General features: G+C 72.5%; 17 protein-coding genes. 8 read left to right on the forward strand and 9 right to left on the reverse strand.

The genetic code is table 11. The features are described from left to right. Nucleotides 1–24: 24 nt before the first annotated feature. Genes ACFCXS_RS27560 through ACFCXS_RS27570 form a run of 3 tightly spaced genes read right to left on the reverse strand, consistent with a single transcriptional unit; the run spans nt 25 to nt 3,619 of the window. A complete protein-coding gene (locus ACFCXS_RS27560) occupies nt 25–816 on the reverse strand; it encodes a hypothetical protein (protein ID WP_376646023.1) in 792 nt (263 codons plus the stop codon). Continuing rightward, nucleotides 816–2,081 (reverse strand): VWA domain-containing protein, encoded by a 1,266-nt coding sequence (locus tag ACFCXS_RS27565; protein ID WP_376646024.1) that lies wholly within the window; start codon nt 2,079–2,081, stop codon nt 816–818. Before ACFCXS_RS27565 ends, ACFCXS_RS27560 begins: the two co-directional genes overlap by 1 nt. Before the next feature lie 44 nt (nt 2,082–2,125). After that, the gene (locus ACFCXS_RS27570; RefSeq protein ID WP_376646025.1) at nt 2,126–3,619 is read right to left on the reverse strand and encodes an IucA/IucC family protein; all 1,494 of its coding nucleotides are present in this window, start codon (nt 3,617–3,619) and stop codon (nt 2,126–2,128) included. A gap of 101 nt (nt 3,620–3,720) precedes the next feature. On the opposite strand from ACFCXS_RS27570, the gene ACFCXS_RS27575 reads away from it, so the two are divergent. Together ACFCXS_RS27575 and ACFCXS_RS27580 are read left to right on the forward strand one after the other, a co-directional pair. Continuing rightward, on the forward strand, nt 3,721–5,256 hold the full coding sequence (locus ACFCXS_RS27575; RefSeq protein WP_376646026.1) for an IucA/IucC family protein: 1,536 nt from the start codon (nt 3,721–3,723) through the stop codon (nt 5,254–5,256). Nucleotides 5,257–5,318: 62 nt separating this feature from the next. After that, nucleotides 5,319–5,690: a (2Fe-2S) ferredoxin domain-containing protein gene (locus ACFCXS_RS27580; RefSeq protein WP_376646027.1), complete on the forward strand. Its 372-nt coding sequence runs from the start codon at nt 5,319–5,321 to the stop codon at nt 5,688–5,690. 55 nt (nt 5,691–5,745) lie between these two features. Here the strand turns inward: ACFCXS_RS27580 and ACFCXS_RS27585 are convergent, their stop codons facing one another. Then, nucleotides 5,746–7,245 (reverse strand): APC family permease, encoded by a 1,500-nt coding sequence (locus ACFCXS_RS27585; protein ID WP_376646028.1) that lies wholly within the window; start codon nt 7,243–7,245, stop codon nt 5,746–5,748. A gap of 72 nt (nt 7,246–7,317) precedes the next feature. After that, nucleotides 7,318–7,458 (reverse strand): hypothetical protein, encoded by a 141-nt coding sequence (locus tag ACFCXS_RS27590; RefSeq protein ID WP_376646029.1) that lies wholly within the window; start codon nt 7,456–7,458, stop codon nt 7,318–7,320. Between the two features lie 156 nt (nt 7,459–7,614). Here ACFCXS_RS27590 and ACFCXS_RS27595 point away from each other — a divergent pair, with 156 nt between their 5' ends. Further along, nucleotides 7,615–8,529, forward strand: coding sequence for a HipA family kinase (locus tag ACFCXS_RS27595; protein ID WP_376646089.1), 915 nt, complete (start codon nt 7,615–7,617; stop codon nt 8,527–8,529). Next, complete coding sequence (locus ACFCXS_RS27600; protein WP_376646030.1) at nt 8,526–8,846, forward strand: SelT/SelW/SelH family protein; 321 nt, start codon at nt 8,526–8,528, stop codon at nt 8,844–8,846. The genes ACFCXS_RS27595 and ACFCXS_RS27600 overlap by 4 nt, the downstream gene beginning before the upstream one ends. Before the next feature lie 7 nt (nt 8,847–8,853). Here ACFCXS_RS27600 and aceB read toward each other — a convergent pair whose 3' ends face one another. Together aceB and ACFCXS_RS27610 are read right to left on the reverse strand one after the other, a co-directional pair. Further along, nucleotides 8,854–10,479: a malate synthase A gene (gene aceB, locus ACFCXS_RS27605; protein ID WP_376646031.1), complete on the reverse strand. Its 1,626-nt coding sequence runs from the start codon at nt 10,477–10,479 to the stop codon at nt 8,854–8,856. Nucleotides 10,480–10,687: 208 nt separating this feature from the next. After that, on the reverse strand, nt 10,688–11,302 hold the full coding sequence (locus ACFCXS_RS27610) for an NTP transferase domain-containing protein (protein ID WP_376646032.1): 615 nt from the start codon (nt 11,300–11,302) through the stop codon (nt 10,688–10,690). A gap of 245 nt (nt 11,303–11,547) precedes the next feature. Between ACFCXS_RS27610 and ACFCXS_RS27615 the strand changes: the two genes are divergently transcribed. After that, the gene (locus tag ACFCXS_RS27615) at nt 11,548–11,877 is read left to right on the forward strand and encodes a DUF5955 family protein (RefSeq protein WP_344463715.1); all 330 of its coding nucleotides are present in this window, start codon (nt 11,548–11,550) and stop codon (nt 11,875–11,877) included. Nucleotides 11,878–12,047: 170 nt separating this feature from the next. Further along, on the forward strand, nt 12,048–12,953 hold the full coding sequence (locus ACFCXS_RS27620) for a MerR family transcriptional regulator (RefSeq protein WP_376646033.1): 906 nt from the start codon (nt 12,048–12,050) through the stop codon (nt 12,951–12,953). Nucleotides 12,954–13,007: 54 nt separating this feature from the next. Here the strand turns inward: ACFCXS_RS27620 and ACFCXS_RS27625 are convergent, their stop codons facing one another. Then, a complete protein-coding gene (locus ACFCXS_RS27625) occupies nt 13,008–13,805 on the reverse strand; it encodes an IclR family transcriptional regulator (RefSeq protein ID WP_362245065.1) in 798 nt (265 codons plus the stop codon). 246 nt (nt 13,806–14,051) lie between these two features. Between ACFCXS_RS27625 and allB the strand changes: the two genes are divergently transcribed. Together allB and alc are read left to right on the forward strand one after the other, a co-directional pair. Continuing rightward, complete coding sequence (gene allB, locus ACFCXS_RS27630; protein WP_376646034.1) at nt 14,052–15,392, forward strand: allantoinase AllB; 1,341 nt, start codon at nt 14,052–14,054, stop codon at nt 15,390–15,392. Between the two features lie 38 nt (nt 15,393–15,430). Next, nucleotides 15,431–16,546, forward strand: a complete 1,116-nt coding sequence (alc, locus tag ACFCXS_RS27635) for an allantoicase (protein ID WP_376646035.1) — start codon at nt 15,431–15,433, stop codon at nt 16,544–16,546. Nucleotides 16,547–16,717: 171 nt separating this feature from the next. Here alc and ACFCXS_RS27640 read toward each other — a convergent pair whose 3' ends face one another. Continuing rightward, nucleotides 16,718–17,461, reverse strand: coding sequence for an SDR family oxidoreductase (locus ACFCXS_RS27640; RefSeq protein ID WP_376646036.1), 744 nt, complete (start codon nt 17,459–17,461; stop codon nt 16,718–16,720). Between the last annotated feature and the right edge of the window lie 76 nt (nt 17,462–17,537).

The following is a 17,537-nucleotide window of genomic DNA, read 5'->3' on the forward strand; positions in this document are numbered from 1 at the left end:
TTCGGGTGAGGCCGGCCCGCCCGGTCAGGTGCCCGGTGGTACCCGGGACGGCCGTCCCGTGCCGCGCGTCAGCGCGTACCCGCCGACGCCCGCCAGCGCGGCCAGGACCCCGCCGATCGCGGTCCACACCCACCGGTCCGACCACCAGCCGGACGTCCAGCCGTCCTCGGGTTCGAGACCGGCCAGCACCGCCGCGTCGTCCCGCTCCTCCTCGGGCTTCGAGGCGATCCCCGGCACCAGGGGCTGCGCGAGCGAGCCGTCCACCGCCGCGGACCCGCCGATGTCCTTGGAGTCCACCTGTATCTCACTGCCCACGGGGAGGCCGAGGTCGGCGGTGGCGACGCCGGTGGCCGTCAGCCGGACGTAGTAGGTCCCCGGCAGTGGGTCGTTCGCCCACGGCTCCGACCAGGCCCGGACCGTGCGCAGGACACAGGCCAGCTTCACGGAGGACGTGTCCGCCTCCGCGGTGCGCGTCTGCGCCCCGTACTGGCAGGCCTGACGGCGACGCAGACCGTCGTAGACGTCGATCTGCCAGGTCTGCAAGGCGTGGGTCTCCGGCAGCTTCACCGTCGCCTCGACCGTGGGGCGCTGTCCGGTGTCGGCGGGAAACGACCAGTACAGGTAGTCGCCGGTGGAGCCGCTCGCCGTGGCCCGCTGCCCCTGCTCGATCTCCGTCGCCGTGCGGAACGACGTACCGGCCCGGGTGGGGGCCGACGCCTCGTCCTGTGACGGGCTCGGCGACGCGTCGGCCGCGGCCGGGCCGGCCGCCACTCCGAGGGTCAGCAACGCCGCGCTCAACGCTCGTACCACTCGCATCAGTTGGTCCTCCAGACCGCGACCCGCCAGCGCGACAGCCAGCCCCAGAGAAGACCGGCGAGGAAGCCGGTGAGGATCAGCACGCCGAGCAGCCACCAGCCGCGGCCGAGGCCGAAGGCGGCCACATCGCCCACCCGGCTCGGGGCGTCCACGACGTCCACCGTCAGCTCCAGCGGCAGGCCGGGCGTGGCCTTCACGCCGGAGGCCGCCGAGAAGGAGTGCGACACGGCGAGGCAGACCGCCTCGGCGGGCGCGTCCTCGTCGTCGCTCTCGGCCTTCGGGTAACGCAGGCCCGTCGAGATCACGTCGGTGCGGCCGTTGCCCGCCGCCTCGCCGCGCACGATCTCGCGGCCCTTCGACGTCACGGCCTTCATCAGCACGCCGTAGCCGGGGTTCACGGCCCGGTCCGCCGCCACACTCACCGAGGCGCGCAGCTCCTGACCCGGCCGCACGTCCACCCGGTAGAAGCGCTGCTGCCCGAACTCCTCGCGGTCGGTGTACAGGCCCGACTTCAGCGTCGGCGCGGCGGAGCACCGATCGGCGCCCTCGGCCGGCACCGGCGTCACCACCGGATCGGCCGCCCGGTCCACCAACTGGTTCACCCGGTCGGTGAGTTCGTCCTGGTGCTCGACCGAGGTGTAGGTGCCGCCCGTGGCCTCGGCGATGCAGCTCAGCTGCCGGCTCAGCTTGGCGGTCGGGACCAGGCCCAGGGTGTCGATGGTCAGGCCGATGCCCTTGGCCGCGATCTCGCGGGCCACCTCGCACGGGTCGAGCGGCGCGCAGGTGTCCTCGCCGTCGCTGATCAGCACGATGCGCTTGGAGCCGTCGCCGCCGTCCAGGTCTCCGGCCGCCTTCAGCAGGGCCGGGCCGATCGGTGTCCAGCCCGTCGGGGTGAGCGTGGCGACGGCCGTCTTGGCCTCGGTGCGGTCGAGCGGGCCGACGGGGTAGAGCTGCGCGGTGTCCTTGCAGCCCGTCTTCCGGTCGTCGCCGGGGTAGTTCGCGCCGAGGGTGCGGATGCCGAGTTCGACCTCCTCGGGCGTCGCGTCGAGCACCTCGTTGAACGCCTGCTTCGCGGCGGCCATCCGCGACTGGCCGTCGATGTCCCGGGCCCGCATCGAGCCGCTCACATCGAGGACGAGGTCGACCTTGGGGGCGTCCTGGCCCGTGGGTTCGCCGGCGGCCGCCCCGGCCGGGAAGGCGAGCCCGGCCGTCAGCGCGGCGAGCAGGGCACAGACCCCTGTCGCCAGCCGTGTTCTTGTGATCATCGCCGGATCCTATTGATCACCCCGCTCCGGTTCCAAAACGTGCTTCACCGCAAGGGGTTGGGCAGTTCCGCCCACTGGTCCCCGGGCGTCCGCGGCGAGAGCCGCATCAGCGTCAGCGCCTTCGTGGGCAGCGGACCGGCGCACAGGGCCGCGAGATCCGGGGTGCGCGGCAGGTCCCGTACCGCGGTCTCCAGCGCCGCGCCGAGCGCCGGGCCCGACCCGGCCGTACCGGCCAGCGCGCCTGCCACGAGCGAGCCGAACAGCTTGCGGCGCAGCACGCGTTCGTCGTCCGTGACCATCCGGGCCGGCAGCTCGGGCACCGTGATGCCGTGCCGGGCCAGACGCGCCGGGCTGACGCGGATGTCGGCCAGATCGCGGTAGACCAGCCGCAGCGGCTCTCCCGTCGCCGAGAGGACCACCAGGAGGTTCTGGCCGTGCGCCTCCAAAGCCACGCCCAGCTCCAGCAGCCGCAGCCCGATCGTGAGCGTGAGCCGTGCGAAGGCGGCCAGCCAGGCGGGGGAGCGCGGCAGGTCGGTGGTGGCCAGCGCCGCCACCGGCAGGACCCGTTCACCGCTGCCCGCGTACGTCTGCGGCGACTCCCGCAGGACGGCCGCGAAGTCGGCGGAACCGGCCGCCGCGGCACCCAGCGTGCGGGTGACGTGCAGCAGACCGTCCGTGCGCGCAGCCGGTGTCCCCGCGAAGTCCGACAGCACCGCCGAGGCGGCGACCGAGGGCAGGGAGATGTCCCGCACCGAGGACGTCAGCCGGGCGCTCAGCGAGGTCTTCACCTGCGGCCCGCCGGGCAGGGCCAGCGTCCGCAGGGACATCAGCGGATGCGCCGGGCGCCGCTCCTCGCACGTCCGCTTCAGCACATGCGCCGCCTGCCACGGATGCACCGGCAGCACCACCCGCCCCCCGTCCCGCAGCTCGTCCGGCCACCCGCCCGTCACCAGGCACTCCTCCGCCCGCACGGGCACCAGCCCCAGCTCCACGACCGGCCGGTGCTCGGGCCCGTAGGCGAGCTGCTCGGCCACCGAGAAGCCGGGCCGGGACCGGCACGTCGGATGGAAGGGGTGCCCGTCGACGATCCGCTGCTCCCACTCCCAGTCGCTGACCGGCCAGTCCTCCCCGGCGCCCTCCTGCCCCGCCCGCGACAGCGCCAGCGAGGCGACGCTGTGCCCGAGCTCGGCGGCGAAGGAAGCGGAGTGCGGTACGGCCAGGTCCGTCATCAGCCGCGCCGGATCCGCGTACGTCGTCTCGTCCAGCCGTACGGCGGTGACGTACGCGCCGGTCGCGTAGGGATCCGGCCGGGGGCCGTGCAGCCGGCGGCCGTCGGACAGGGACAGCGTCAGACCGTCCGGGGTCCCCTCCCTGCGGGCGACCCAAGGCAGCGGATCGTGGGCGAGACCGCGCCACAGCCGGGACAGCACGGCAGCCCGGGCGCCGGGCAGCGCGGCCTCGTACCGCGGCAGGAGCCCGGGCCGTACGACGGACAGTTCGTCGGCGACCTCGGCCTCGGCGGTGGGGGGACGGTGCACGGGCGGGCTCCTCGGGTACGAATAGGGGCGTCACAGCGGAACGGCGACGACCGACATACTGATCATCTCCGCCCGGCACGCTGGAACGACCATAGGGACGAGTGGAACGCGTGGACCTCATGCCCCCGCCCGCCGACGACGACTCGGCCCCCGGTGACGACCCGGCCACCGGAGCCCTCGCCGACGCGTACGCCGCCGTGCCCCTGCTGAACTGCCTGCTGCGGGAGGTCGCCCGGCCGGTGCGCCGGGAGGGCGACCGTCGCGTCCACCGGCTGCCCGGCACGGGCCGGCTGCTGAGGGTGCGCGGAGCGCGGCGGCCCGCCGAGCCGGAGATCGAGGCCGCGGGCGCCTGGCACCGCGTCGGCCACGCCGAGCTGGTCAAGCTCGTCGCCGAGGAACTGCGCCGGCACACCGGGCTGCCCAACCACGAGCTGCCCGCCGAGATGCTGGACAGCCGCGACGCCGTGGCCGCCCTGCTCGCCGCCCGGGCCCGGGCCACCCCGCCCGACGGCCTCTACCTGCGCTCCGAGCAGTCCCTCCTGATCGGCCACACCCACCACCCGGCCCCCAAGGCGCGCGGGGGCGGTCCCACGGCCCGCTGGCTGCCGTACGCGCCCGAGGCGTACGCCCGCTTCCCCATCACCCTGCTGGGGCTGCGCGAGGACACCGTCGTCGAGGAGGGCGACACCTCCGCCCTCGACGGCCTCGGCACGGCCCCGCCCGGCTACCGGCTGCTCCCCGCCCACCCCTGGCAGCTCGAGCTGGCCGCGCAGGAGCTCGCCGGAGCCTTCGCGGACGGCAGGCTGATCCGGCTCGGCACCACCGCCTCCGACGCCTGGCCCACGGCCGCGATCCGCACGCTCTACACGCCCGAGCGGGACCTCTTCCTCAAGTTCAGCCTGGACGTGCGCATCACCAACGACATCCGCCGCCTGTGGCGCCACGATCTGCTCGCCCTGCGCAGGACGGACGCGGCCGTGTGCGCCGCCTTCGAGACGCTCGACGGGCCCTCGGCCTGGCTCGGCGACCGCGGCTACCGCACCGCCGGCTTCGCCTTCGAGGCCCTGGCCGTCCTCGTCCGCGACGGCTTCGCCGGCCGCGTCCTGCCGGGCACGGTCCCGGTGCTCGCCGCCGCTCTCGTCGAGGGCTTCGACGGCAGCCCGCTCGACCGCGCCGCCGACCCGGGCGTCTGGTGGACGGCGTACCTGGCCCAGGTCGTGCCCCCGGCGCTGACGGCGTTCGCCGAGCACGGTGTCGTCCTCGAGGCCCATCTGCAGAACACGCTGGTCGCCGTCGACGCCGACGGACTGCCGGTGCAGGCGCTGTACCGGGACGCCGAGGGCGTGAAGCTGCTGCCGGACGTGACGCGGCAGGCCGGCTGGGAGCGGCTCGTGTACTGCCTGGTCGTCAATCACCTCGTCGAGATCGCCGGCGCCCTCACCGAACGGCACCCCGGTTTCGACCCCTGGCCCGCCGCCCGCCGCGAACTCGCCCGTCACGACCTCCCCGAGATCCCCGCCCTGCTGAACTCGCCGGCCCTCCCCGCCAAGACCAACCTGCTGCTGCGCTGGACCGGCGCGGACGGTGCCGACGCCCGCTACCGTCCGCTGCCCAACCCGCTCGGGGAAGGGACCTGACCCGCCGGGCCCGGAGCCCGCGTGACATGATCATCACCACGCGCAGAGAGGGAGGGAGCGGTATGTCCGTGACGCCGAACGCAGGGCTCCCCTGCCGCATCGTCGTCTGCCGGGACTGCTGCTGCGGCACCCGCAAGATCAGAGGTGTCGATCACGCCGCCCAGATCGAGCGCCTTCGCGAGACCGCGCCGGTGCGCGTCTCCGACTGCCTCGACGTCTGCGACCAGGCCAATGTCATCGTCGTCCAGCCCTCCGCCGAGGGCCGGGCCGCCGGGGGCCGTCCGGTGTGGCTCGGGCTGGTCAACGACCCGGCCGCCACCGAGGACGTCGTCTCCTGGGTGCGGGCGGGCGGCCCCGGCGTCGCGCCGGTGCCCGAGATCCTCGACCTGTACGTCTTCAGCCCGCACACCAAACGCTCCGCCGGGAGCTCATGAAGCAGTGCGCTCAGGGCGCCCCGGGACTCGTCGTGGCCGGGGATCACCGGCGACGTCAGGCCTGCGTGCCGTCGACGAGCGCCGGGTCGACCACGCTCGGGTGTTCCGACCAGAAGGCGGGCGCCACCAGCCGCCACACGACCATGAGGACGACGCCCGCGACGACGATGCCGATGCCGATGACGAGCGGCGGACCGAGCCCGAACCACGAGACACCGCTGTAGGAGTTCCCGGGGTCGGACATGTCCGCCACGGATTCCACCAGCAGCCACGCCAGCAGGCCCGCGCCGATCAGCGGTCCCAGGCCGATCAGGAAGAAGTTGCGGGCGCTGCGGGTCAGTTGGCGGCGGTAGTAGACCGCACAGGCCAGGCCCGTCAGCGCGTAGTAGAACGCGATCAGCAGGGACAGGGCGGTGAGGGAGTCGAAGAGGGCGTTCTCGCTGATGTGGAAGAGGACGAGGTACCAGACGATGGCGATGCCCGCGACCCACCAGGTGCTCACGTCGGGGGTGCGGAAGCGGGGGTGGATGCGGGCGAAGTGCGCGGGCAGCGCGTACCGGCGTGCCATGGACAGCCCCGTGCGCGAGGCCGGGATGATCGTGGTCTGTGTGGAGGCGAGCGCGGACGTCGACACCGCCAGCAGCACGACCCAGTCCCAGTCGCCCATCGCCTCCTCGGCGAGCAGCGCGAAGATGAACTCCTCCTCCGCCGCGTTCTCGGCGAGGTAGTCCGTACCGGCGTAGGCCACCACCGCGAAGGCGACCGCGACATAGGTCACCAGCAGCAGCACCGTCGACCACACGGCCGCCTTGCCGGGGGCGGTGGCCGAGTCCTCGACCTCCTCGGTGAGGTTGACCGCCGACTCCCACCCCCAGTAGATGAAGACGCCCAGCAGCAGGGACGCGGTCAGTGACGCCCCGCCGGCTCCGAACGGGTCGAGCCAGCTGAACTCCGGGTCGACGGAGTCGAGGGTGCCGGTGTCGGCGTAGACGCGGTAGAGCGCCACCACGGCGAAGGCGAGCAGGCAGGCGACCTGCGCCAGGATGAGGACGTTCTGCACCTTGGCCGAGATCTCGGTGCCGATCACGCAGACCGCTGTCATCACCAGGATGAGCAGCACCGTCAGTACCTGGCGCACCACGTCGTTGTCGGCCCAGCTGTCCAGGCCGACGGCGAGCAGGAAGAACGTCACCGCGACGTCCGCGAGCGACCCGACGACCAGGACACCCGTCATCGTGATGGCCCAGCCGCCGAGCCAGCCCGCCCACGGCCCCATGGCCCGGGTGACCCACGAGAACGTCGTGCCGCAGTCCTGGTCGACCTTGTTGAGGTAGTAGAACGCCGAGGCGATCAGCAGCATGGGCACGAACGACGCGAGCATCACCCCGGGGGCGTAGATGCCGACCAGCGCCACCACCGGGCCGATCACCGCCGCCACGGAGTACGCGGGGGAGGTCGCGTTGAGGCCGATGACCAGCGCGTCGACGAACCCGATGGCGTCGGGCTTCAGGCTCGCCTCCGGGGGCGGGCCCGAGCCCGTGATGTCCTTGGCCATGCTCCCTCGCTCCCGTCGGGTGTGCGTCCATACAACAGGCACATCCGAGGGGGTTCGGCCATTTATGTACCTTCAGGGCGTCATGTCGCGTTCCGGCCCGCCCGGGCCCACGAGACGCTCCCGCGGAACGGGCAGGTCACGAGCGCCGATGGTGTGCCTGCCCTGCTCGGGCTGCGCCTCCTCGTGCGGCCCGTCCCGGTACGGCAGGCGCACGAGCCGGCTGTCAGTTCCTGTCGCCGTACCCGTGGCCGGCCCACGGCCGAGCTCCGTGCCACCGGCCGGCAGCCGCCTGCGGCCAGGGCCGCCGTGCGCCCGTGACGCCTGGTTACTATGGCTCCTTCGGATTCTGCCCCCGTGGAGCCCTGGACCATGCTGAGAGAGGTCACCGCGACCCGCTACGTCGAACCCCTGCGGTCCGGCGGCTCCGTACCCGGCGTCGTCGAGGCGGACGACCTCGGCACGTACGTCGTCAAGTTCACCGGCTCCGCGCAGGGCCGCAAGGCGCTCGTCGCCGAGGTCATCGTGGGGGAACTGGCCCGCGCCCTCGGCCTGCGCTTCCCCGAGCTGGTCCTGGTGCACTTCGACCCGTCGATCGCCGACCACGAGCCCCACCAGGAGGTGCGGGGTCTGCACGCGGCCAGCGCGGGCGTCAACCTCGGCATGGACTACCTGCCGGGCGCCCGGGACTTCACCCCCGAGATCGCCCGGGTCTTCCCCGTCGATCCGCTGGAGGCGGGCAGGATCGTCTGGCTCGACGCCCTGACCGTGAACGTCGACCGCACGGTCCACAGTTCCAACCTGATGGTCTGGCCCACCCTCGGCGTCGCACGCCCGCGCCTGTGGCTGATCGACCACGGCGCCGCCCTCGTCTTCCACCACCGCTGGGACGGCTCCGACCCGGCGAAGGCCTACGACTTCCGGCACCACGCCCTCGGCCACCACGGCCCCGACGTCCGGGCCGCCGACGCCGAACTCGCGCCCCGGGTCACCGGGGAACTGCTGTGGCGGATCCTCGCCGAGGTCCCGGACGCCTGGCTCGCGGACGAGCCGGGCTTCGCCACGGCGGACGAGGTGCGCGAGGCCTACGTGAGGTACCTCCACGCACGCGCGAAGGCCTCCGCGGCCTGGCTGCCCACCGACTTCCCCAGCCGGGAGGAGCTCGCCGCCGAGGAGGCCCGGCGGGCGGCGAGGAACCAGCAAGGACGACCCGCGTGGCTCAGGCAGGTGCCCGACCTGCACGGCAAGCCCGCGGCCCGGCAGGATTGGTCGGTGCACCTCGGATGACGGACGCTCAGCGCGTCGGGACCGGACCGGCGGAGGACGCCCCGGGCGCCTCGCGGCGGGTCGAGATCGAGTACTGCACCCAGTGCCGCTGGCTGCCCCGCGCGACCTGGCTGGCGCAGGAGCTGCTCACGACCTTCGAGGCCGAACTGACGGAACTGGCCCTGAAACCCGGCACCGGCGGGGTGTTCGTCGTCCGCGTCGGCGACGAGGTCGTCTGGGACCGGCGTGAGCAGGGATTCCCGGAGCCGACGGCCGTGAAGCGGGCCGTACGCGACCGAGTGGCCCCGGGAAAGACCCTGGGCCACTCGGAGCGGTAGCGGCTGTTCAGCCCTTGAGCTGCTCGTACGCCGGGAGTGTCAGGAAGTCGGCGTAGTCCTCGTCGAGGGAGACCGTCAGCAGCAGGTCGTGCGCCTGCTGCCAGTTGCCGGCCGCGAAGGCCTCGTCGCCGATCTCGGCCCGGATGTTCGCGAGTTCCTCGGCGGCGACCTTGCGGGCCAGGTCGGCGGTGACCTGCTCGCCGTTGTCGAGGACGACCTCCGCGTTGATCCACTGCCAGATCTGGGACCGGGAGATCTCGGCGGTGGCCGCGTCCTCCATCAGGTTGAAGATGGCGACCGCGCCGAGGCCGCGCAGCCAGGCCTCGATGTAACGGATGCCCACCTGCACGGCGTTGAGCAGGCCCGCGTACGTCGGCTTGGCGTCGAGGGAGTCGACGGCGATCAGGTCGGCCGCCTCGACGACCACGTCCTCGCGGAGGCGGTCCTTCTGGTTGGGCTTGTCGCCGAGGACCTTGTCGAAGGACTCCATGGCGATCGGCACCAGGTCGGGGTGGGCGACCCAGGAGCCGTCGAAGCCGTCGCCGGCCTCACGGTCCTTGTCGGCGCGGACCTTTTCGAAGGCGACCTTGTTGACCTCGGCGTCCCGGCGGGACGGGATGAACGCCGCCATGCCGCCGATGGCGTGGGCGCCGCGCTTGTGGCAGGTGCGGACGAGGAGTTCGGTGTACGCGCGCATGAACGGGGCCGTCATCGTCACGGCGTTGCGGTCCGGCAGGACGAACTCGGCTCCGCCGTCACGGAAGTTCTTGACGATGGAGAACAGGTAGTCCCAGCGGCCCGCGTTCAGCCCGGAGGCGTGGTCGCGCAGCTCGTAGAGGATCTCCTCCATCTCGTACGCGGCGGTGATCGTCTCGATGAGGACGGTCGCGCGGACGGTGCCCTGCGGGATGCCGCAGTACTCCTGGGCGAGGACGAAGACCTCGTTCCACAGGCGGGCCTCCAGGTGGGACTCCGTCTTCGGAAGGTAGAAGTACGGGCCCTTGCCGAGGTCCAGCAGGCGCTGGGCGTTGTGGAAGAAGTACAGGCCGAAGTCGACGAGCGCGCCGGGCACGGGAGTGCCGTCGGCGTCGACGAGGTGACGCTCGTTCAGGTGCCAGCCGCGCGGGCGCATCACGACCGTGGCGAGCTCCGTGTCCGCCTTCAGCGCGTACGACTTGCCGGACCTCGCGTCGGTGAAGTCGATGTTCCGGGTGTAGGCGTCGCTCAGGTTCAGCTGGCCGCCGACCACGTTCTCCCAGGTGGGCGCGGAAGCGTCCTCGAAGTCCGCGAGCCACACCTTGGCGCCCGAGTTGAGGGCGTTGATGGTCATCTTGCGGTCGGTGGGACCGGTGATCTCGACCCGGCGGTCGTTCAGCGCGTCCGGGGCCGGGGCGACCTTCCAGGAGTCGTCGGCGCGGATCGCGGCGGTCTCCGGAAGGAAGTCGAGGGTGGAGGTGCGGGCGATCTCGGCGCGGCGCTCGGCGCGGCGGGCGAGGAGCTCGTCACGCCGGGGCGTGAACCGCCGGTGCAGCTCGGCCACGAAGGCGAGTGCCGCTTCGGTGAGGACCTCCTCCTGCCGGGGCAGGGGCTCGGCGTCGACGATGGCCAGCGGGGACGGCGCTGGAGCGGACATGAACGGTCACTTCCTTCAGCGAGCTGTGAAGACGAGCCGGCGTGCTCGGCACCGGGTGCCAGTCTTCCCGAATACGGCGTTCCGCGCCCTGAGAGAGGTCGGGCGCTTCTGAACAGTGGATACTAGTTTCCTCATGGTGGAAGTTCAATCGTCTGTCGATGTCGAGACTCTCCGGGTCGAGGCAACGTGGCGCTCCGTGCCACCCCGTTCACTCCAGGTGCGCCAGATCGGTTTCCGTGTCGATGTCGAACGGCCGGGCCACGTCCCCGCACTCGACGAGGGTGATCGCCTGCCGGTGCTCCTTCAGGTAGGCGCGTGCCCCCCGGTCCCCGGTGGCAGTCGCGGCGATGCCCGCCCAGTGCGCGGCACCGAACAGCACCGGGTGGCCGCGCACACCGTCGTACGCGGCGCAGACGAGCGTCTCCTCGCCCTCGTGGGCCGCGAGGACGCGGGCCACCGCCTCGGGGCCGATGCCGGGCTGGTCCACGAGTGACACCAGGGCGGCCCGGGCGCCCGTGCCGGCGAGCGAGTCGAGTCCGGCGCGCAGGGAACTCCCCATCCCCTGCGCCCAGTCGGGGTTGTCGACCAGCGTGCAGCCCGGCAGTGAGGCCCGTGCGCGCACGTCGTCGGCCTGTGCGCCCAGGACGACGTGGACGGACGCGCAGCCGCCCTCCCGCAGCACCCGCGCCGCGTGCTCCACCAGGGGCCGCCCCCGGTGCGGGAGCAGTGCCTTGGGCCGTCCGCCGAGCCGCCGTCCGCCACCGGCCGCGAGCAGCAGTCCCGCGACCGCCTGTGCCCCGCCCGTCGTCTCCCGTGTCGTCATGGCTCCTGCATACCGCACGCCCCGTACGGGAGTGCGACGGCGTGCGGCGCGCGTCGGACAGGCGTGCGCCCCGGGCCAGAAAGTCACTCAGCGAAACAAGTCGATGACGCAATGGACTGGCGCCCGGCCGTCCACGTCGTTTACTGTCGCCCGCACCGACCGGCCGGGCGCCCGACGGCTGTCCGGTGTGGGGGACTTCGTCTTCGGACGGACACGCGCACGACGAGGTGGCGAGGGGGAGGACTGTGTTGCGGAGCGTCGAGCAGAAGCGGCAGGGGCCTGTGACCGGCGGTGGCGAGGACCCGCGCGTGACGGAGCTGCGCTCCGCCGTGTCCCGGTTGCGCCGCCGGCTGGCTGCCCATCCCGGCGAGTTCGCCGACCGGACCATCGCCGAGGAGGAGCTGGCCGCGGTGGCCGCCATGGCCGCCGACGGCATCCCCGAGATCCCCCGCCTGCGCCGCTCCCTCCTGCTCATCGCGGGCGCGATCGGCTCGGTGAGCGCGCTGTCCGCCGAGCTGACGGAGGTCCGGCGGGCGGTGGACCTCTTCGGAGGACCGGTGCGGGGCCAGGGCTAGGTCGTTCCGGGTTCGGCTTCCCGCGCACGCACCGCAGCCCGATGGCCGAGATGCGGGGCGAGGGCATCTTCTCCGCTCGGGCGGAGCGGTGGGTACGGGGTTGCACCTTCCGTAGCGGCATGTGGTCCGGTGGACTTGTGTCCCGATGCCTTGAGGAAAGGTCCCTGCTCGTGCGTTCGTCTTTCGTGCCACCCCGTCAGGTCAAGATCGGTGACGCGGCGGCCTTCACCGGCAGCACACCACGGGCGATTCGCCACTACCACGAGATCGGGCTGCTCCCCGAGCCCGAGCGGGGCGGCGACGACCGCCGCCGCTACGGGTACGAGGACATGATCCGCCTGCTGTGGATTCGCAAAATGGCCGATGCCGGGATCGCCCTGGACGACATCCGTGACGCCTTCACCACGGGCACGGCTTCCGCCGGTACGGACGACGGAGAAGGTGTCGCGGCCGTCCTGGAGCGGCTGGAGGAAACCCTCGCCGAGCAGGAGGCGCGATTGCGGCGGCAGCGGACCGCCGTGCAGCGGATGCGCACCGAAGGCAGCCGGACGGGCCTGCTCTCCGACTTCGTCACCGAACGCCTCAAGAGCCTGCCCGAGGGCTCCCTGCGTCAGGCGGAGCTGGACAGCCTGCTGGTCACCGAGCGGATCTTCGGCCCGCTCGGCGCGGCCGTCCAGGCCACCCGCTTCGTCGTCCTGGCCACGCATCCCGCTCTGCGGGAGGATTCCGACCGCGTCGATGCCGCCGAGGAGGCACTCGATGACAGTGTCGCCGTCGACGATCCACGGGTGGCTCAAGTAGCCGTCGAGCGGCACGCCTTCGAAAGCGCCCTGCAGGCCGTCATCGAGGAGTCCGGCCTGGGTGAGGGCGACGACGCCCTCTTCGACGCCTGGGACGCCCTGCACCCTGCCACCGCCGAGGACGGCGAGGTCGGCCTCGGTACCGGCAGGCGGGAGGCTGACTCCATGAGCGTGCTCGAAGCCATGGGCAAGATGCCCCAGGACTTCTCCCCGGCCCGTCTGCGCTGTATCGAACTGGCCGAAGAACTGGCCGCCCAGGACTCACCCGCCACCTGAACCACGGCCCAGGTGTGTTGACGCGCAGGGCCCCGCTGTCGCGGAGTCACCCCGTCACGCGGGGCTCTGGCTGGCGAGTGCCTCGGACAGTTCGCCGGCGACCTGCTGGAGCACCGGCACGATCTTGTCCGTCGCCGCCTCCGTGACCCGCCCCGCCGGGCCGGAGATGGAGATGGCCGCGGCGGTGGGGGAGTCGGGTACGGGAACCGCAAGGCACCGCACCCCGATCTCCTGCTCGTTGTCGTCGATGGCGAAGCCCTGCCGGCGCACGTCCTCCAGGGCCGCGAGGAACCCGTCGGGCGTCGTGATCGTCTTCTCCGTCGCGGCGGGCATGCCCGTACGGGAGAGCAGCGCCCGCACCTCCTCCGGCGGGAAACCGGCGAGCAGGGCCTTGCCCACGCCCGTGGAGTGCGGCAGCACCCTCCGGCCGACCTCCGTGAACATGCGCATCGAGTGCTTCGAGGGCACCTGCGCCACGTAGACGATCTCGTCCCCGTCGAGCAGGGCCATGTTCGCCGTCTCGCCCGTCTCCTCGACCAGGCGCGCGAGGTACGGCCGTGCCCAGGTGCCCAGCAGCCGGGACGCCGACTCGCCGAGACGGATCAGGCGCGGGCCGAGCGCGTACCGCCGGTTGGGCTGCTGACGTACGTACCCGCAGACCACCAGCGTGCGCATCAGGCGGTGGATGGTCGGCAGGGGCAGGCCGCTGCTCGCGGACAACTCGCTCAGGCCGACCTCGCCGCCCGCGTCCGCCATCCGTTCGAGCAGGTCGAAGGCGCGCTCCAGGGACTGGACGCCGCCGTTGGCGGAGGACCGGGCGGAGTCGGTGGTGCTGGCGCTGGACGTCGGCACGGCGCGTTCCTTTCGGGGCGGGCGGGAAGGCAGAAGCCTACCCGCCGGTCGGTTGACTCCCCGCTTGTACGTAGCTACGTTCTGCGTGCTGGAAGTTTAATTCCGCTTTGTGGAAACGTCCAGGAGTGTTCGCGAAAGGGCACCGTGGTCAAGTCTGCCCTTGACTGCGCGAAAGAGGGAGTGAAGACTCCTTCAACAGAAAGTTGAATTCCGTTTCGCGGAAGCGGCTGGAAGTAAGGGGTTCGGGTGTCCGACGCTGAACTGGTGCTGCGCTCGACACGAGTCATCACCCCCGAGGGAACGCGGGCCGCATCCGTCGTGGTGGCCGGCGGCACGATCACGGCCGTCCTCCCGTACGACGCGCCCGTACCGGAGGGCGCCCGCCCGGAGGACCTGGGCGACCACGTCCTGCTGCCCGGGCTGGTCGACACCCACGTGCACGTCAACGACCCCGGCCGCACCGAGTGGGAGGGCTTCTGGACCGCCACCCGCGCCGCGGCGGCCGGTGGCATCACGACCCTCGTCGACATGCCCCTCAACTCCCTCCCGCCGACCACGACCGTTCCGCACCTGCGCACCAAGCAGCAGGTCGCCGCCGACAAGGCGCACATCGACGTCGGCTTCTGGGGCGGCGCCCTGCCCGACAACGTCAAGGAACTCCGGCCGCTGCACGAGGCCGGCGTGTTCGGCTTCAAGGCGTTCCTCTCGCCGTCCGGCGTGGACGAGTTCCCGCACCTGGAGCGGGACCCGCTCGCCCGCACCATGGCCGAGATCGCCGCCTTCGACGGCCTGCTCATCGTGCACGCCGAGGACCCCCACCTGCTCGCCTCCGCCCCGCAGCGGCCGGGCCCGAAGTACGCCGACTTCCTCGCCTCCCGCCCCCGGGACGCCGAGGACACCGCGATCGCCCAGCTGATCCGAGAGGCGAAGGCCCTCGACGCGCGCGTGCACGTCCTGCACCTCTCCTCCAGCGACGCCCTGCCGATGATCGCCGAGGCGCGGGCGGAGGGCGTCCGCATCACCGTGGAGACCTGCCCCCACTACCTGACCCTCACCGCCGAGGAAGTCCCCGACGGCGCCAGCGAGTTCAAGTGCTGCCCGCCCATCCGGGAGGCCGCCAACCAGGACCTGCTCTGGCAGGCGCTCGCCGACGGCACCGTCGACTGCATCGTCACCGACCACTCCCCGTCCACGGCCGACCTGAAGACCGACGACTTCGCGACGGCCTGGGGCGGCATCTCCGGCCTCCAGCTCAGCCTGGCCGCGGTGTGGACGGAGGCCCGCAAGCGCGGGCACGGCCTGGAGGACGTGGTCCGCTGGATGTCCGCGCGCACCGCCGCACTGGTCGGTCTCGACGACCGCAAGGGCGCCATCGCGGTGGGCCGCGACGCCGACTTCGCCGTCCTCGCCCCCGACGAGACCTTCACCGTCGACCCGGTCGCCCTCCAGCACCGCAACCGCGTCACGGCGTACGCGGGCAGGACCCTGCAGGGCGTCGTGAAGTCGACCTGGCTGCGTGGACAGCGCATCGTCGCGGACGGCGAGTTCACCGAACCGAAGGGGCGCCTCCTCACCCGGAACCACTGAAATCCCACCCGGACACCCGAAAGGAAGACCTGATCATCGTGACGGCGATCCCCAGCTTCACCGGCGACGCGAACCCCTACGGAGGCGGCGACCCGTACGCGGACTACCGCACCGCCGACTTCCCCTTCACCTCGTACGCCGATCTCGCCGACCGGCGTCTCGGGGCCGGTGTCATCGCCGCCAACGACGAGTTCTTCGCCCAGCGCGAGAACCTGCTGGTGCCCGAGCCCGCCGAGTTCGACCCCGAGCACTTCGGGCACAAGGGCAAGATCATGGACGGCTGGGAGACGCGCCGTCGCCGGGGCGCCTCCGCCGGCCACCCCTGGCCGACCGAGGAGGACCACGACTGGGCGCTGGTCCGTCTCGGCGCCCCGGGCGTGATCCGCGGGATCGTCGTCGACACCGCCCACTTCCGCGGCAACTACCCGCAGGCCGTGTCCGTCGAGGGCACCCGCGTCATCGGATCCCCGTCACCGGAGGAGCTCCTCGGGGACGACGTGAAGTGGACGACCCTCGTCCCGCGCACCCCGGTCGGCGGCCACGCGGCGAACGGTTTCGCCGTAGACGTCGAGCAGTGCTTCACGCACCTCAAGGTCAAGCAGCACCCCGACGGCGGCATCGCCCGCCTGCGCGTGCACGGCGAGGTCGTCCCCGACCCCGCCTGGCTGGAGGCGCTGGGCACCTTCGACGTCGTCGCCCTGGAGAACGGCGGATGGGCCGAGGACGCCTCCAACCGCTTCTACTCGCCCGCCTCCAACACCATCCAGCCGGGCCGCTCCCTCAAGATGGACGACGGCTGGGAGACCCGCCGCCGCCGCGACCGGGGCCACGACTGGATCAGCTACCGTCTCGCCGCCCAGGCCGAGGTCCGTGCCCTGGAGATCGACACCGCCTACCTCAAGGGCAACAGCGCGGGCTGGGCGTCGGTGTCGGTGAGGGACGGCGAGGACGGCGACTGGCAGGAGATCCTGCCCCGCACCCGCCTCCAGCCCGACACCAACCACCGCTTCGTGCTCCCGGCCCCGGCCGTCGGCACACACGCGCGCGTGGACATCTTCCCGGACGGCGGCATCTCCAGGCTCCGCCTGTTCGGCGCCCTGACCCCGGAGGGCACGAGCCGACTGGCGGCCCGCCACCAGGAACTGGGCGGCTGACGCCGTCCCGTCCCGACCTGTGGGGCGCACCGGCCGGACAGCACCGGTGCGCCCGACGGTCTCACCGCACGGGCCGGACGCCCCGGGTGCGCACCACGGGCTTCACGGCGGTGCGCGGCCCTCGGGCTTCACGGCACCGGGCGGCCCCTGGACTTCACGGAACCGCGGGCCTCACGCCGCGTGGCCGCCGTCCACGGAGAACTCCGCCCCGGTCACGTACGTCGCCCCCGCCAGGTAGGCGACCATCGACGCCACCTCCTCCGCCGTCCCGAACCGCCCCAGGGCCGTCATCGCCGCCTGACCGGCCGCGAACGGCCCGTCCGCCGGGTTCATGTCCGTGTCGATCGGACCGGGCAGGACGAGGTTCGCCGTGATCCCGCGTCCGCCCAGTTCCCGGGCCAGTGCCTTGGTCAGACCGGCCAGGGCCGCCTTGCTCGTCGCGTAGAGGGTCCCGCCGGGCCCTGGTACCCGCTGGGCCATGCAACTGCCGATCGTGATGATCCGCCCGCCCTCGGGCAGCCACGCGGCGGCCGCCTGAGAGGCCAGGAAGACACCCCGTACGTTGACGTCGAGGACCCGGTCCACGTCCGTGAGCGACAGGGCGTCCAGCGGCCCGAGCACCCCCACGCCGGCGTTGTTGACCAGGATGTCGAGCCTGCCCAGTGCCTCCGCCGCCGCGTCCACCGTCTCGGCCGCCTCCGTGGCGTCGCCCGTGTCCGCGCGCAGCGCCACCGCCCGGCGCCCCAGCGCCTCCACGGCCCGTACGACGTCCTCGGCCGCCTCCTTGCCGTTCACATGGCCGACGGCCACGTCAGCGCCCTCCCGAGCCAGCCGCACCGCCGTCGCGGCGCCGATGCCACGGCTCCCGCCCGTCACGAGAGCCACCTTGCCGTTCAGAATCCCCTGAGTAGTCATGGGTCCATCCCACCGGCCGCACGGCAGCGGCGCTGGCGGCGAACGGACGTCGAGGTTTCCACGGCGCGCTGCGGGT

It is taken from the genome of Streptomyces sp. NPDC056373, from assembly GCF_042262425.1.
GTDB lineage: Bacteria > Actinomycetota > Actinomycetes > Streptomycetales > Streptomycetaceae > Streptomyces.